This window comes from Methylobacterium sp. WL1, from assembly GCF_008000895.1.
Classification (GTDB): Bacteria; Pseudomonadota; Alphaproteobacteria; order Rhizobiales; family Beijerinckiaceae; genus Methylobacterium.
Genome location: NZ_CP042823.1, coordinates 5,803,106 through 5,818,215 on the forward strand (window position 1 = coordinate 5,803,106; position 15,110 = coordinate 5,818,215).

Annotated in this window: 13 protein-coding genes; 9 read left to right on the forward strand and 4 right to left on the reverse strand. The window is 69.9% G+C overall.

What is annotated here, in order from left to right:
- Positions 1-255 precede the first annotated feature (255 nt).
- The 4 genes from mnmA (at position 256) to FVA80_RS28300 (ending at position 4,943) form a co-directional block, all read left to right on the forward strand.
- A complete protein-coding gene (mnmA, locus tag FVA80_RS28285) occupies positions 256-1,410 on the forward strand; it encodes a tRNA 2-thiouridine(34) synthase MnmA (protein ID WP_147909833.1) in 1,155 nt (384 codons plus the stop codon).
- A gap of 25 nt (positions 1,411-1,435) precedes the next feature.
- Positions 1,436-2,089 carry a class I SAM-dependent methyltransferase gene (locus FVA80_RS28290; protein ID WP_092036629.1) on the forward strand — a complete coding sequence of 218 codons (654 nt, stop codon included), beginning with the start codon at positions 1,436-1,438 and terminating at the stop codon, positions 2,087-2,089.
- Complete coding sequence (locus FVA80_RS28295) at positions 2,086-2,868, forward strand: VTT domain-containing protein (protein ID WP_147909834.1); 783 nt, start codon at positions 2,086-2,088, stop codon at positions 2,866-2,868. Before FVA80_RS28290 ends, FVA80_RS28295 begins: the two co-directional genes overlap by 4 nt.
- A gap of 656 nt (positions 2,869-3,524) precedes the next feature.
- The gene (locus tag FVA80_RS28300) at positions 3,525-4,943 is read left to right on the forward strand and encodes a HAMP domain-containing sensor histidine kinase (RefSeq protein ID WP_246692477.1); all 1,419 of its coding nucleotides are present in this window, start codon (positions 3,525-3,527) and stop codon (positions 4,941-4,943) included.
- Positions 4,944-4,947: 4 nt separating this feature from the next.
- Here the strand turns inward: FVA80_RS28300 and bioB are convergent, their stop codons facing one another.
- Positions 4,948-5,949 carry a biotin synthase BioB gene (bioB, locus tag FVA80_RS28305; RefSeq protein ID WP_147909836.1) on the reverse strand — a complete coding sequence of 334 codons (1,002 nt, stop codon included), beginning with the start codon at positions 5,947-5,949 and terminating at the stop codon, positions 4,948-4,950.
- A gap of 83 nt (positions 5,950-6,032) precedes the next feature.
- Entirely contained in the window at positions 6,033-6,917 is an 885-nt protein-coding gene (locus tag FVA80_RS28310) for a fumarylacetoacetate hydrolase family protein (RefSeq protein WP_147909837.1), read from the reverse strand.
- A 416-nt stretch (positions 6,918-7,333) separates the two neighbouring features.
- On the opposite strand from FVA80_RS28310, the gene FVA80_RS28315 reads away from it, so the two are divergent.
- Positions 7,334-8,647 (forward strand): OmpP1/FadL family transporter, encoded by a 1,314-nt coding sequence (locus FVA80_RS28315; RefSeq protein WP_246692182.1) that lies wholly within the window; start codon positions 7,334-7,336, stop codon positions 8,645-8,647.
- 178 nt (positions 8,648-8,825) lie between these two features.
- On the opposite strand, the gene phaC is transcribed toward FVA80_RS28315, so the two are convergent.
- A complete protein-coding gene (phaC, locus tag FVA80_RS28320) occupies positions 8,826-10,607 on the reverse strand; it encodes a class I poly(R)-hydroxyalkanoic acid synthase (protein WP_348644652.1) in 1,782 nt (593 codons plus the stop codon).
- 733 nt (positions 10,608-11,340) lie between these two features.
- Here phaC and FVA80_RS28325 point away from each other — a divergent pair.
- The 3 genes from FVA80_RS28325 (at position 11,341) to FVA80_RS28335 (ending at position 13,369) form a co-directional block, all read left to right on the forward strand.
- Positions 11,341-12,558 (forward strand): LL-diaminopimelate aminotransferase, encoded by a 1,218-nt coding sequence (locus FVA80_RS28325; RefSeq protein WP_147909839.1) that lies wholly within the window; start codon positions 11,341-11,343, stop codon positions 12,556-12,558.
- A 136-nt stretch (positions 12,559-12,694) separates the two neighbouring features.
- A complete protein-coding gene (locus FVA80_RS28330; protein ID WP_007567016.1) occupies positions 12,695-12,907 on the forward strand; it encodes a hypothetical protein in 213 nt (70 codons plus the stop codon).
- Between the two features lie 108 nt (positions 12,908-13,015).
- Entirely contained in the window at positions 13,016-13,369 is a 354-nt protein-coding gene (locus FVA80_RS28335) for a hypothetical protein (RefSeq protein ID WP_147909840.1), read from the forward strand.
- A gap of 25 nt (positions 13,370-13,394) precedes the next feature.
- Here FVA80_RS28335 and FVA80_RS28340 read toward each other — a convergent pair whose 3' ends face one another.
- Positions 13,395-13,736: a DUF3140 domain-containing protein gene (locus tag FVA80_RS28340; RefSeq protein ID WP_147909841.1), complete on the reverse strand. Its 342-nt coding sequence runs from the start codon at positions 13,734-13,736 to the stop codon at positions 13,395-13,397.
- 187 nt (positions 13,737-13,923) lie between these two features.
- Between FVA80_RS28340 and prfB the strand changes: the two genes are divergently transcribed.
- Positions 13,924-15,052, forward strand: a protein-coding gene (prfB, locus tag FVA80_RS28345) for a peptide chain release factor 2 (RefSeq protein WP_147909842.1) whose coding sequence is annotated in 2 segments (ribosomal slippage) — positions 13,924-13,992 and positions 13,994-15,052 — 1,128 coding nt in all. Because the reading frame shifts where the segments join, the coding sequence is not laid out codon by codon here.
- Positions 15,053-15,110 lie beyond the last annotated feature (58 nt).

Genomic DNA, 15,110 nt, shown 5'->3' on the forward strand with positions numbered 1-15,110 from the left:
CGAGCCGCAGCTCGGAGACCAAGACGGGGGAGGGACGGCCTACCCGATGCCCGGATCGGATGTCCTTCGAACCGCCGCTCCGCGAAAAGGCCGCCCGCACGGCCGCCGGCCGAGCGATCCACGCCCGGCACCGAGCGTGCGCAGATCATCGCGACCCAGTCCCGAAAACCCCACCCTGGAAAGCCGATCGGAGTCCCGCTATAGACAGGCCGTGCAGCCGAGACGCCTTCCAGCCGGCGGCGGCGGACCCCTGCGATGAACGCCCTCGACCTTCCCAAGCCAGCCCACGAGACGCGCGTCGTCGTCGCCATGTCGGGCGGCGTCGATTCCTCCGTGGTTGCGGGGCTGCTGAAGCGGCAGGGCTTCGACGTGGTCGGGGTCACGCTCCAGCTCTACGATCATGGCGCCGCGACCCATCGCAAGGGCGCGTGCTGCGCAGGCCAGGACATCAACGACGCCCGCGCGGCCGCCGAGCATCTCGGTATCCCGCATTACGTCCTCGACTACGAGGACCGGTTCCGCGACGCGGTGATCGAGAAGTTCGCCGAGAGCTACCTCGCGGGCGAGACCCCGATCCCGTGCGTCGAGTGCAATCGCACCGTGAAGTTCCGCGATCTGCTCGGGCTGGCCAGGGACCTGAACGCCGACGCCCTGGCCACCGGGCATTACGTGGCGAGCCGGGCCCTGCCGGGGGGCGGCCGGGCGCTGCACCGCGCCCTCGATCCGGCCCGGGACCAGAGCTATTTCCTCTACGCCACCACGGCCGAGCAGCTGGATTTCCTGCGCTTTCCCTTGGGCGAGATGTCCAAGGCCGAGACCCGGGCGCTGGCCAAAGACCTCGGCCTGTCGCTGGCGGAGAAGCCCGACAGCCAGGACATCTGCTTCGTGCCGCAGGGCCGCTACAGCGACGTGATCGCCCGGCTGCGCCCGGATGCGGCTCGGCCCGGCGAAATCGTCGATCTCGGCGGCCTCGTGCTCGGGCAGCACGAGGGCATCGTCCATTATACGGTCGGCCAGCGCCGGGGCCTCGGCCTGTCCGGCTCCGAGCCGCTCTACGTCGTGCGCCTGGAGCCGGACACCGCCCGGGTCGTGGTCGGCCCGCGCACCGCCCTGGCGACGACGCGCATCCGCCTCTCGGACCTGAACTGGCTGGGTGAGGGCCCGGCCGGCTCGGTTCACGACCTGCCGGTGGCGGTGCGCGTCCGCTCGACCCGGCCGCCGCGGCCGGCGACGCTCACCATCGCGCCGGACGGAACCGCCGAGGTGGTGCTGGCCGAGCCCGAGGACGGCGTCTCGCCGGGCCAGGCCTGCGCGCTCTACGGCGACGACGGCCCCCGGGCCCGTGTTCTGGGCGGCGGCACCATCCGCCGGGTCGATGCGTTGTCGGCCCGGCCCCGAGAAGCCGCCTGATCTCAATCTCTGGATAATCCGAACGATGCTGAGCGAGCCGCAGATGGCCGGGCCGAGCACGGCCCTGATGCGCAAGGCCTATGCCCGCTGGGCCCCCGTCTACGACGTGGTCTACGACAAGCTCACCGAGCCCGCGGCCCGCGCGGCCGTGGAGGCCGCGGCCGAGCACGGGCCGCGCATCCTGGAGGCCGGCGTCGGCACCGGGCTGGCGCTCGGCTACTACCCGAAGGCGAGCTTCGTCTGCGGGGTCGACCTCTCCGAGGACATGCTCAAGCGCGCCCGCGCCAAGGTGAAGCGCCGCAACCTGGCCCACGTGAAGGGCCTGCAGGTGATGGATGTCTGCCACCTCGGCTACGCCGATGCGAGCTTCGACGCGGTCGTGGCGCAGTTCCTGATCACCCTGGTCCCCGACCCCGAGGCCGCGATGTCGGAGTTCCTGCGGGTGGTCCGGCCCGGTGGCGGCATCGTGCTGGCCAACCACTTCGGCCAGAGCGACGGCCCGCTCGCCCGGGTCGAGGAGGTCGTGGCGCCGCTCTGCACCAAGATCGGCTGGTCGTCGGACTTCAAGGCGACCCGGATCGAGGCCTGGGCCCGGCGCAACGGCGTCGAGGTTCTGGGGCTGAAGCCGACCTTCCCGGGCGGGTTCTTCAAGATCCTGCGGATGCGCAAGCCCGGGTGAGCGACGTCGGGCTCGCGTCCGTCCCGGAGGGACGCTGGAAGCGGCTGCGACGGTGGCTGCCGCTGGCCCTGCTCCTGAGCATCTCGGCTGTCGTGCTGGTCTCGGGCGTCGCGCAACTCCTGAGCCTCGACCGGCTGCTCGCCTCGCGGGCGTGGCTGCATGCCTTCGTCGAGGCCGGGTACGTGCGCGCCGTCGTGGCGGCCTACCTGGTCTACGTCGCCTCCGTGGTGGTCTCGGTGCCGGCCACGCTGTTCCTGACCATGATCTGCGGCTTCCTGTTCGGGATCGTCCCAGGGGCGCTCACGGCGGTCTGCGCGGCCACCACCGGGGCGGCGATCGTGTTCGCCATCGGCAAGGGACCCGGGGCCGATCTGCTGCGCCGGATGGGCGGGACGCGGCTGGCGGCATTCACGGACGCGTTCCGGCGGGACGCCTTCGGGTACATCGCGGTGATGCGCCTGCTGCCGCTGTTCCCGTTCTGGATGACGAACCTCGCGCCCGCCGCCTGCGGGGTGAAGATGCGGGTCTTCGTGCTGGCGACCTTTTTGGGCCTGCTGCCCGGCGCCCTGGTCTACGCCACAACCGGCGCCGGGATCGAGGACGTGGTCGCAGCCCACGAGGCCGCCAAGGCCGCCTGCCTCGCCGCGGCGACCGCCGGTTGCGACGAGGCTCTGACCTTGAGGGCCCTGGTCACGCCCAAGATGGTGGCCGGGCTGGCGATGCTCGCCGTGTTCGCGCTCGGCAGCGTCCTGTTGAGCCGCCGGTTCCGGCGCGCCTGAGCCCGGTGCGTCCGGCGCGGCATTCGGGTCTTGGGGCGCCAACCATCAAATGGATGCCGGTTCGGACCAAGAGCGCGCGTAACATCGAGGATGGGAACGGCTCTCGCGTGACTGAGTATCCGGTTAAAAATTTCTGTCCGCGCGCAAATTTATTCTTCACTCTGTGTGGCGCGAGGGTCTAATCGTGTGGCCTGGGCGTTCCGCGTGACGGCAGCCCCGTTCCGCCCCAGGACGGTCGCCGGAGATTGGCATTTTGGATTCTCATCTGGTCCAAGTTATTGATTAGGTAAGCTTTTTTGGGTCCTGGGCTTTGGGGCATCGGCGTTGCTGGCGTGGCGATCACCCGATCGCCGGCGGTGTTTTTGTGTTCCGGAGCTTACCGTATGGGCCGTCGCGCACGCGCGCGACACAGGCGCTGAGACGGTGGACTTCTTTCGAGGTGCTCTAAGGTACATGCAACCTCGACCCTATCGTGCTCGTATAGTGCCCGCGGGAATGCCCCCTGTATTCCCTGCTTTGAAACGACGGCGTTACCCCATGTCCCGCGCGAAAGCCGGAAACGGCTCGAGCTCTCGCAATTGCCACCCCGCCCCCACCCGCCCGCGATGCCCGGTCGGAGCGTGATGGGCGTGGCCGTCGAATCCGACCCGGTCACGATGCCGGCGGCGGCCGCCGCTTCACGCGAGGTGCCCGAGCGGCGTCCGGCCCGCCTCGGCCTGTCCGGGCGGCTGTTCCTCGTCACCGTCGCCTTCGTGGTGGTGGCCGAGGTGCTGACCTACGTGCCGGCGGTGGCCAACTACCGGATCGAGTGGATGTCCGACCGGGTCGCGGCCGCGCAGGTCGCCGCCCTGGTCCTCGACGGCCGGACCGGCGAGCCGGTCTCCGAGGCGCTGGAGAGCCGGCTGCTCGCGGGGGTGAACGCCCGGGCGATCGCGGTCCGCGGCGGCGGCGCCCAGCGGCTGCTCGCCATCGAGCCGGTGCCCGAGACGGTGGCCGACACGGTCGACCTGCGCGACGTCACGGCCCTGTCGACCATCCGGGGGGCGTGGCGGACCCTGGTCGCGCCGGTCCGCGAGCCGATCCGGGTGATCGGGGAGGGGGGCATCGGCTTCGACCGGGTCGAGGTCCTGCTCGACGAGGCGCCGCTGCGCGCCGCGATGATCGACTACGCGCTGCGCCTGCTGGTCTCGTCGCTTATCATCGCGGCGTCGGCGGCCGGGCTGGTCTTCGTGGTGCTGCAGGTGCTGATCGTTCGCCCGGTGCGGCGGCTCGCCACCAACATCACGGCCTTCGCGGAGAACCCGGAGGATGCCGGCCGGATCATCGCGCCGTCCCGCCGCCGCGACGAGATCGGCCAGGCCGAACGCGCCCTCGGCCGGATGCAGCGCATCCTGGCCGACCAGCTCCGCCAGAAGCGGCGGCTGGCCGAGCTGGGGTTGGCGGTCAGTAAGGTCAGCCACGAGCTGCGCAACCTGCTCACCGGGGCCCAGCTCCTCGGCGACCGGCTGGAGGACACCGCCGACCCGATGGTCCAGCGGGTGGCGCCGCGCCTGGTCGGGGCCATCGCCCGGGCCATCCGGTTCTGCGAGGCGAGCCTGGCCTATGGGCGCGTCACCGAGCGTGCGCCGACGCTCAGTTCGACGCCGCTGGCGCCGCTCTTCGCCGAATTGCCGGACCTCGCCGCGCTCGCCGCGCGGAGCGTGCGCGTCCTCGTGGACGCCGGCGAATGCCGCGTGCAGGCCGACCCGGAGCAGCTCGCCCGGGCCCTGGCCAACCTGGTCCGCAACGCCGTGCAGGCGCTGGACGGGGCCGCGGTGCCGGAGGCCGCGGTGCGGGTCACCGCCTGCCGCGACGCGCCGGGCCGGGTGACCATCCTGGTGGAAGACAACGGCCCCGGCCTGCCGGCGCGGGCCCGGGAAAACCTGTTCTCGCCGTTCCAGGGCTCGACCCGCTCGGGCGGCACCGGGCTCGGCCTGCCGATCGCCGCCGAGCTGATCGGCATCAACGGTGGCAGCCTGACCCTGGATCCGGAGGAGGGCGGCGCCCGCTTCCGGATCGTGCTGCCCGAGGGCTGACGCGCTACTCGGCGGCGGCCAGGATCGGCTCCGCCACGCGGATACCGAGATCCTGCAGCAGCGCGGCGTCGGAATCCGCCTCGTTGTTGGCGGTGGTCAGCAGGCGCTCACCGTAGAAGATCGAGTTGGCCCCCGCGAGGAAGCAGAGGGCCTGCGCCTCGCGGCTCAGCGCCTTGCGTCCGGCGCTGAGGCGCACCCGGGCCTTCGGCATCACGATGCGGGCGGTGGCGCACATCCGCACCATGTCGAACGGATCGACGGGCGCGGCCTTGTCGCCGAGCGGGGTGCCGGGGACGGGGGCCAGCGCGTTGATCGGCACGCTCTCCGGATGCGGCGCGTGGTTGGCCAGCACGTGCAGCATCGCGACCCGGTCGCCGACGCCCTCGCCGAGGCCGATGATGCCGCCGCAGCAGACGCCGATGCCGGCCTCGCGGACCCGCTCCAGCGTATCCAGGCGGTCCCCGTAGGTCCGGGTCGAAACGATCTTGTCGTAGTAGTCCGGCCCGGTATCGAGGTTGTGGTTGTAGGCGGTGAGCCCCGCCTCGGCCAGGCGCTCCGCCTGGCTGGCGGTCAGCATGCCGAGGGTGACGCAGGCCTCCATCCCGAGGCCGCGCACACCCCGCACCATGTCCAGCACCGAGTCGAACTCCGCGCCGTCCCGCGGGCTGCGCCAGGCTGCGCCCATGCAGAAGCGGGTCGCACCGTTGGCCTTGGCGGTCGCGGCTTCGGCCAATACCGTATCCACCGGCATCAGGCGCTGGCGCGGCAGGCCGGTGCCCTTGTGATGCGCCGATTGCGAGCAGTAGCCGCAATCCTCCGGGCAGGCGCCGGTCTTGATCGAGAGCAGGCTCGCGCGTTGGACGTCGCTCGGGTCGTTGTGCGCCCGATGCACGGCGGCGGCCCGATACACGAGGTCGAGCAACGGCAGGTCGTGGATCGCGCGGATCTCCGCGACGCTCCAGTTGTGGCGGAAATCGGAGGCGTGCGGGTCGGCAGCTTGGCTCATGATGTCTTCTTGAGCGGGATCGGTGGCCAAAATCAAGCGCCCTGCGGGCCGCCGCCATCCGGTGCGGAGGCGGCGGCGTCGCTTCAGTGCGTCGGCTCGCCGGCCGAGACCTTGGCGGTCCAGTCGTCGAAGGCGATGACCTTCTGGCGCTGCTCGCCCAGGCGCTCGATGCGCAGGACCATCTCGTCGCCGGCTTTCAGGTAGCGCGGCGGCTTCATGCCGAGGCCGACGCCGGGCGGGGTCCCGGTGGTGATCACGTCGCCGGGCTCGAGCAGCATGAAGTGCGACGCGTAGGCGACGAGCTGGGGCACGTCGAAGATCATGGTCGCGGTCGAGCCCGTCTGGCGGCGCTCGCCGTTGACGTCGAGGCTCATGGCGAGGTTCTTGAGGTCGGGGATCTCGTCCAGCGTCACCAGCCAGGGGCCGAGCGGCCCGAAGGTCGGCGCGCTCTTGCCCTTGGTCCAGGTCGGGCCGCGCTCCAGCTGCCATTCGCGCTCGGAGACGTCGTTGCAGATGCAGGCCCCCGCCACGTAGCTCAGCGCCTCGTTGGCGTGGACGTAGCTCGCCCGGCGGCCGATCACCACGGCGAGCTCCACCTCCCAGTCGGTCTTGGCCGAACCCTTGGGGATGATCACCGTGTCGTTCGGCCCGCACAGGCTGGACGGCGCCTTGTTGAAGATGATCGGCTCCGAGGGGATCGGAGAGCCGGTCTCGGCCGCGTGGTCGGCGAAGTTGAGGCCGATGGCGACGACGTTGCGGGTGCCGCCGACGCAGGGGCCGAGCCGCGTGTCCGCCGGCAGCTTCGGCAGGGTCTCGGGATCGAGGGCCCGCAGCCGCTCCAGGGAATCCGGCGCCAAGGCCGGGCCGGCGATGTCGCGGACGATGCTGGACAGATCGCGCAGGCCGCCCTGCGCATCCACGAGGCCGGGCTTCTCATCGCCGCTCGGGCCGTGCCGGAAGAGCTTCATCGCCGCGACTCCTCATCCTTCCCTGGAACCGGTCTACGCCGGGCGCCGGGACCATGGCCGTGCAGCACCGCCGGTGCAAGCGCGTCGGCGGCGGCGGCGCGCAATTTCGGGGTGTCGCAACTTGGCAACATCGTAGCAAAAAAGTGCACATTCCGATGCAAGATGATATATTATGCATCTCTATATCGGGCCGGCGAAAAACAGTCTGTCCAGCAAGAAAAGCAGGTTTGATTGCCTAACCGGGCGATAAAACCCCACCGTGAATCTGTCGATCGTCGACGCCTCCGGCATCGGCCAGGCTCGCGATCACCGTTGCGGTCGAGCGGGGGAAACCTGCACCATACCGACAACGGCGCCGGACCGGGACACGGTCGAATCAGGGCGCCCGAACAAGCCATCCGGTTCGGGGGGAGCAGATGAACGGGACAATGCGCGCATGGGTGCTCGCGGCCTCGGTGGCGGCGATCGGCACCGGCGAGGCGCGGGCCGGAGCCTTCGGCATCCGCGAGCAGAGCACCCAGGCCCAGGGGCTGTCCTTCGCGGGTGCGGCCGCCGGCTCCGGCAGCGTCTCGTCGATGTTCTGGAATCCCGCGGTCATCACGATGAACCCGGGTTTCGTCTCCGAGCAGAACCTGACCTATATCGGCCTCTCCTCCGAGATCCGGACGGCGCCCGGGACCAATCCGGGCTTCGCGCGCCTGGGCGATTCCGGTGATATCGGACAGGGCGCCGTGGTGCCCGCGGGGGCGACCTCCTACCAGATCAACGACCGCCTGTGGCTCGGCCTCTCGACGGGTGCGCCCTTCGGCCTCGTGACCAAGCCCCGGCAGGTCTGGGCCGGCGAAGTCTACGGGCGCTCGTCCCGGATCTTCTCGCTGGCGTTCAATCCGGTGATCGGGTTCAAGGTCAACGAGTGGCTGTCGCTCGCCGCTGGACCGAACATCGAGTATTTCCGATTGACCCTGCGGCAGGCCCTGCCGGTCCCCGGCATCGCGCCGACCGTGTATCCCAGCGCGTTCCTCAAGGGTGAATCCTGGGGCGTCGGCTTCACGGCGGGCGCCACCCTGACGCCGCGCGACGGCACCGTGATCGGCATCGGCTACCGCTCGTCCGTGCATCACGACATCGACGGCTCGATCGGCGTGCCGCTGGTGGCGCTGGCGCCGACGGCCGGGCAGGTGCGTGCGAAGCTCAACACCCCGGATAAGCTCAGCGTCGGCCTGGTCCAGGCGATCTCGCCGGTCGCCCGGGTCGATCTCGGCTTCGAGTGGGATCAGTGGTCGCGGCTCGGCACGGTCGGCATCGTCTCGAACCGCCTCGGCCTGCCGGTCAGCAACCTGCCGCTGAACTACAAGGACGGCTACACCTACTCGATCGGTGCCGAGTACGACGCCGCGCCGAACCTGACCGTGCGAACCGGCTTCGCCTACGAATCCTCGCCGATCGACTTCCGCAACCGCTCGGTGCGGCTGCCCGACGGCGATCGCTACATCGCCTCGGTGGGCGCCAGCTACCGCTGGAACGAGCGCCTGACCCTGAACCTCGCCTACTCGCACTTCTTCCTCGACCGGTCGCGCATCCTCGCGGGGGTCGGGCGCGACTACAATGTCGGCAACATCGCCTTCGCGGGCGTGGTCGATTCGAGCGCCGACATCGTCTCGGTCGGCTTCCGCTACATGTTCGGCGCCCCGGCGCCGGCCGCCCCGGCGCCGTTGATCCGGAAGTACTGAGGAGAGGTGCTCTCCCTCTCGAAGGACGGCTCTCGATCCGCCCGCGTCTCCCTCCCCCGCTGAAGGGGGAGGGAGACGCGGTGTCTCCGGTCTCTTCCGCCGGCCCCGACGCGTGGGTCAGCGGCACATCCGACGAAGCCCGCCCATCGATCCGTAAGACGAGGCCGGCGCGGTCCCCTCAGGCGCGCATCCGGACATACGTTCCCGGAGCCGGGCCGAGCGACGGCAGCGCGTCGCCGCCGGGCTTGCGGGCCGGGACCCGCTCGGGGGCCTGGGCCTCGATCCACTGGAACCAGTAGGGCCACCACGAGCCCTTTGTCTCCACCGCTGCCGCGACCCAGTCCTTGAGTTCGCCCTTCACCGGCCCGCCGGTCCAGTAGCCGTATTTCGGCTTGTAGGGCGGGTTGACGACTCCGGCGATGTGGCCCGATCCCGCCAGCACGTAATCGACCTTGCCGCCGAAGGTCTTCGAGCCCTCGAACACCGAGATCGCCGGGGCGATGTGGTCCTCCCGGGTGGCGAGATTGAAGATCGGCACCTGCACCTTCTTCAGGTCCAACCGGACGTTGCCGAGGACCATCTTGCCCTGGGCCAGGCTGTTCTCGAGATAGCAATTGCGCAGGTAGAACGAGTGGTTGGCCGCCGGCATCCGGGTGGCGTCGGAGTTCCAGTACAGCAGGTCGAACGCCGAAGGCGGCTTGCCCTTGATGTAGTTGTTGACGACGTAGGACCAGATCATGTCGTCCGGCCGCAGCATGTTGAAGGCGTTGGCCATGCGGCTGCCCTCCAGGTAGCCCCGCTCGGCCATGCGGGCCTCGACCTGGCGGATCTGCTCCTCGTCGGCGAACACCTTGAGGTCGCCCGCATGGGTGAAGTCTACCTGCGTGGTCAGCAGGGTCGCGCTCTTGATGCGGCGGTTGCCCGTGGCGGCCTGCATGGCGAGCGTCACCGAGAGCAGGGTGCCGCCGACGCAGTAGCCGGCCGCATGGACCTCGCTCTCGCCCGTGGCGACCCCGATCGCGTCGATCGCCGCCTCGATGCCCTCACGCATGTAGGACTCGAAGTCCTTGTCGGCGTGGCGCGCGTCCGGGTTCACCCAGGAGATGCAGAACACCGTCAGCCCCTGGTCGACCATCCACTTCAGGAAGCTCTTCTGGGGGTTGAGGTCGAGGATGTAGAACTTGTTGATCCAGGGCGGCACCATCAGGAACGGGCGCTTGAGCACCGTCTCGGTGGCGGGCGCGTACTGGATCAGCTCGATCAGGTCGTTGCGGAACACCACCTCGCCCGGGGTCACCGCGACGTTGCGGCCGACCTCGAACCCGCTCGGATCGGTCTGGCGCACCCGCAATTGCCCGCCGCCGGCGGCCAGATCCTCCTCGTACATCTTGAGGCCGCGCACCAGGTTGGCGCCGCTCTCGTGCAGGGTGTGGCGGATCAGCTCCGGATTGGTCGGCAGGAAGTTCGACGGCGACAGCATGCTGGTGAGCTGGCGCAGGTAGAACTGCGCCTTGTGGCGGGTGCGCTCGTCGACGCCCTCGGCCTCGTCGACGAGGCCCTCGGCCCAGCGGGTGGCGATCAGGTAGCCCTGCTTGAGGAAGTCGAAATACGGGTTGGTCGACCACTCGGCGTCGCTGAAGCGGCTGTCCTTGGGCTCGGGCACCGCCACCGGATCGGCCTGCTGGCCCTGGAGGCGCAGGTAGGTCGTCCCCCACAGCGCCAGGAAGGCCTGGGACAGCTTGGTCTGGGCCTCGGCGCTGCGGCTCGGGTCCGAGAGCCACGCTTCGGCGATCTGGCCGAGCGTCTTGACCGCCTCGTTGATCTCCCCGGAGGTGTCGTTCGCCTGGGCCTCGGGCGCGAGCATGCGGGCGGCGCTGCGCCCCAGCGCCTCCACGAACTGGCCGGCATTGCGCGACAGGGCCTCGATATCCGGCATCGGCGGCGTGATGCCGTCCGGCATGGCGCCGTTGGCCATGCCGGTCCGGGCGGCAGCTTGGTCCGGCGCCTGCGTCCGCGGGCTCGTCACGCGTGCCTCCCCTGTGTGATGTTTCGGCTCGACTGACCGTGAGCCTCGTTTCCGACAAATTAAGGAGCGAGCGAGAGGTTGCACCAGCCCGTTTGCGCGTGTCGCGAAACATCCGCGCGATCTTCTCATGACCCATGTGCTCATGCACCGCGCCTTTTTGAACCCCACCGGCCGGCGGCCCGGCGGCCCGGGACCGGCGCGGGGCCTCGCCCTGGCGGTGCTGGCCCTCACGGCGGCACCGCTGGGCGCCTGCTCGGGGGATGCGGTGCGCACGCTCGCCACCGATGCGGGCTACGGGCCCCGGGTCGTGGCCGCGCCGGATTTCGTGACCGAGACCCGCGGCCAGGAGACGCCCGCCTTCATGCCGGTGGGCGTCGACGCGCCCAAGCGCCCGATCCGGGCCAAGTCGTCCGAGGGCCAGAAGGCGCTGGAGGCCGAACTCGAAGGCGCCCGCGGCCGCAACGAGAGCCGCGGGCGCGCCGCCGCAAGCGCCGGCCGGGGGCCGCAGCCGCGATCAAGCCTGTGCCCGCAGCAGAGCAATAAAGCCGCCGATCCGGCTCGAGTTTTTCTGAGTCGGCGGCGACGTGCATCTCTGCTAGAGCGAATCCTTCGCGCGACCGACACCAACGAGAGACGCCAGATTCGGGACGCGCCGATGGATACGCCCATGACCGACTTCCACCGCATCAAGCGCCTGCCGCCCTACGTCTTCGAGCAGGTCAACCGGATCAAGGCGACCGCCCGCGCCCAGGGCGCCGACATCATCGATCTCGGCATGGGCAACCCGGACCTCGATGCGCCGAAACACGTCATCGCCAAGCTGTGCGAGACGGCGGGCCGGCCGCGGACCGACCGCTACTCCGCCTCCAAGGGCATCGCCGGCCTGCGCCGCGCCCAGGCGGGCTACTACCAGCGCCGCTTCGGCGTGAGCCTCAACCCCGACACCCAGGTGGTGGCGACGCTGGGCTCGAAGGAAGGCTTCGCCAACATGGCCCAGGCGATCACCGCCCCGGGCGACGTGGTGCTGGTGCCCAACCCGAGCTACCCGATCCACGCCTTCGGCTTCCTGATGGCCGGCGGCGTGATCCGCTCAGTCCCGGCCGAGCCGACCCCGGCCATGTTCCCGGCGCTCGAGCGGGCCATGCGGCACTCGATCCCGAAACCCGTGGCCCTGGTGGTCTGCTACCCGTCGAACCCGACCGCCTACGTGGCCGACCTCGATTTCTACCGGGACCTCGTCGCCTTCGCCAAGCAGCACGAGCTGATCCTGCTCTCGGACCTCGCCTACGCGGAGGTCTATTTCGACGGCAAGCCGCCGCCCTCGGTCCTGCAGGTCCCGGGCGCGATCGATTGCACCGTGGAGTTCACCTCGCTGTCGAAGACCTACTCCATGGCCGGCTGGCGCATGGGCTTCGCGGTGGGCAACGAGCGCCTGCTGGCGGCGCTGTCCCGGGTGAAGTCCTATCTCGATTACGGCGCCTTCACGCCGATCCAGGTCGCCGCCACCGCGGCCCTCAACGGCCCGGATGACTGCATCGACGAGATGCGGGCGACCTACAAGAGGCGCCGCGACGCGCTGGTCGAATCTTTCGGCAAGGCCGGCTGGACGATCCCGGCGCCCGCGGCCTCGATGTTCGCCTGGGTCCCTATCCCGGAGCGCTATCGGGAGATGGGCAGCCTCGAATTCTCGAAGCTGCTGCTCGAGAAGTCCGACGTCGCCGTGGCGCCGGGCATCGGCTTCGGCGAGTTCGGCGACGAGTATGTCCGCATCGCCCTGGTCGAGAACGAGCAGCGCATCCGGCAGGCCGCGCGCAACATCCGCCGGTTCTTCGACGGCGGCGACAAGACCCTCCACAACGTCGTGCCGATGGCCCAGGCCGTCTGAGATCGGGTCGGCCCCGATTGTTGCCGCCGGGCGACAGGCTCCGTCAAAGGGCGCGTCGTCCCGCGCCGGCGCTTGTCAGGGCGGATCGCGATGCGCAGGGTTCGGCACGGGGGTCCTCCCGCGTCCCGAGAGTTGCATGCGCCGCCTGAACCTCATCGCCGCCCTGCTGCTCGCCGCCGCGGCCTCGGCCTGTGCGCCGAACCCGATCATCGCGCGGGACCCGGTGCCGGCCCCGGGCCCGACGGATGTCTACGCCTGCGATTCCAAGCCGTTGCCGGTCAACGCCTTCATGTCGGATTGCCGGCCGGTGCCGGCGAGCCCGCAGGTGGTGCTGCGCGCCCGCGGCTGAGCCGGCGTTCCGGTAACCGGTCCGCCCGCGAGCGCCGGACAGGCCGCCCGCGATAAGCTAGAGTGTAGGCCTGACGCCGGCCCGGCCGGTCCCGTGACGGAGCATTGCGTGAGCACCAAGACCCTGATCGCCGCCGGATTGCTCGGCCTCGTCGCCCAGGGCGCGGCCGCCGAGCCGGCCTTCCCGCCGGGGATCCCGCAGCCGCGCGCCTATGTCTTCACCGCCCCAAACGGCCCGACGGTCCTGCAGACCGAGGGTTGCTGCCAGGTGCTGGTGCCGCCGGGCCGTCCCGACCTCGCCGTCCCGCCGATTCCGGTGGCCCAGGTGATGAACGGCGGCGGCTTCGGCTATACCGGGTTCGACTATTACAACGACCAGATCACCGAGAGCCGGTTCGGTGCGCACAAGCGCCCCAAGGAATACGTGATCGCCCCGTCCTACCTCGTGCCGCCGCGCTACTGAGCCGGACGGGCGCCGAGCCCGGGCCTCAATCCTTGTGCGGATCGTGGCCCCAGTTCATCAGCGACATCCGCCAGGGGGAGTCGGGATCCTTGCGGGCGTCGCCGCCCTGCTTCAGATGGCGGTGGACGTAGCCCACGACCTTGCGCATGGCGGCATAATCGTCGTCGGTGAGATCCGCCTTCTTCTTGTCCTTGATCGCCAGGATGCGCCGGCCCATCGCGTGGCCGGTGGATTCGTCGCCGCCCGCCTCCTTCTGGCCGACCGCCTGGCTCGCCGCGCCGTCGAGGTGCTTGCGCAGCGCCGCCGGCGTCATGTTGACGGCGTCGTCGAAGTCGCTCCACGTCTGCGCGTGATCGTCGTCCGCCATCCTGGCCGCCTCCGCGTTCCTGCCTGATCCGTCCCCGACAACGCGCCGCCCGCTTGCCGGCTCGCGCACCACCCTGCGGTCGGGCGCCGCACACTGACCGCGCGGGCCGCCGGCCTGCCGTTTACAGGGCGGCTCCCGGGCGGTATCACCCCGGCCCGACCCATCACCCTCATTCCCGAAAAACCAAATGCGCGCCGAGATCGAGCAAGCCTCGGATGCCGCCAAGCAGTCTATAGGGCTGCTGAGGAGGCATCTTTGACTGGGATACTGTCGATAAACGTCTCGCGGAGCTGAACGCAGCCTCCGAGAACCCCGACCTGTGGAACGATGCCGACGCCGCGCAGAAGGTGATGCGCGAGCGCCAGCAGCTCGACGAGGCGGTCTCCTCCATCCGCAAGCTCGAGCGCGATCTCGAGGACGGCGCGACGCTGATCGAACTCGGCGAGATGGAGGGCGACGAATCCTCGATCCGCGAGGGCGAGGTTGCAATCCTCGCCGTCGAGAAGGAGGCCGCCAGCCGCCAGGTCGAGACCCTCCTGTCCGGCGAGGCCGACGGCTTCGACACCTATCTCGAAGTCCATGCCGGTGCCGGCGGCACCGAGAGCCAGGACTGGGCGAACATGCTCCAGCGCATGTACGGCCGCTGGGCCGAGCGCCGGAAATACAAGGTCGAGATCGTCGAGTGGTCGGACGGCGAAGAGGCCGGGATCAAGGGCGCGACGCTCCTGATCAAGGGCCACAACGCCTATGGCTGGCTCAAGACGGAGTCCGGCGTGCACCGGCTGGTGCGGATCTCGCCCTACGATTCCAGCGCCCGGCGCCACACGAGCTTCGCCAGCGTCTGGGTCTATCCGGTCATCGACGACCGGATCGAGATCGAGATCAAGGAATCGGACTGCAGGATCGACACCTACCGCTCGTCCGGCGCCGGCGGCCAGCACGTCAACACCACCGATTCCGCGGTGCGCATCACCCACAATCCGACCGGGATCGTGGTGGCGTGTCAGCAGGAGCGCTCCCAGCACAAGAACCGCGCCACGGCGTGGAACATGCTGCGCGCCCGGCTCTACGAGGCCGAGCTGAAGAAGCGTGAGGAGAAGGCCAGCGCCGAGGCCGCAGCCAAGACCGATATCGGCTGGGGCCACCAGATCCGGTCCTACGTGCTCCAGCCCTATCAGCTGGTGAAGGACCTGCGCACCGGCACCCAGTCCACCGATCCGGACGCGGTGCTCGACGGCTCCCTCGATCCGTTCATGGAGGCCTCGCTGGCGCAGCGGGTCTATGGCGGTTCCGAAGAGGTCGAGGACATCGACTGATTCTGTGCGGGCGATGCACCTTCCGACCGGGAGGCGCCAGGATGGTCGCTCATCGGCT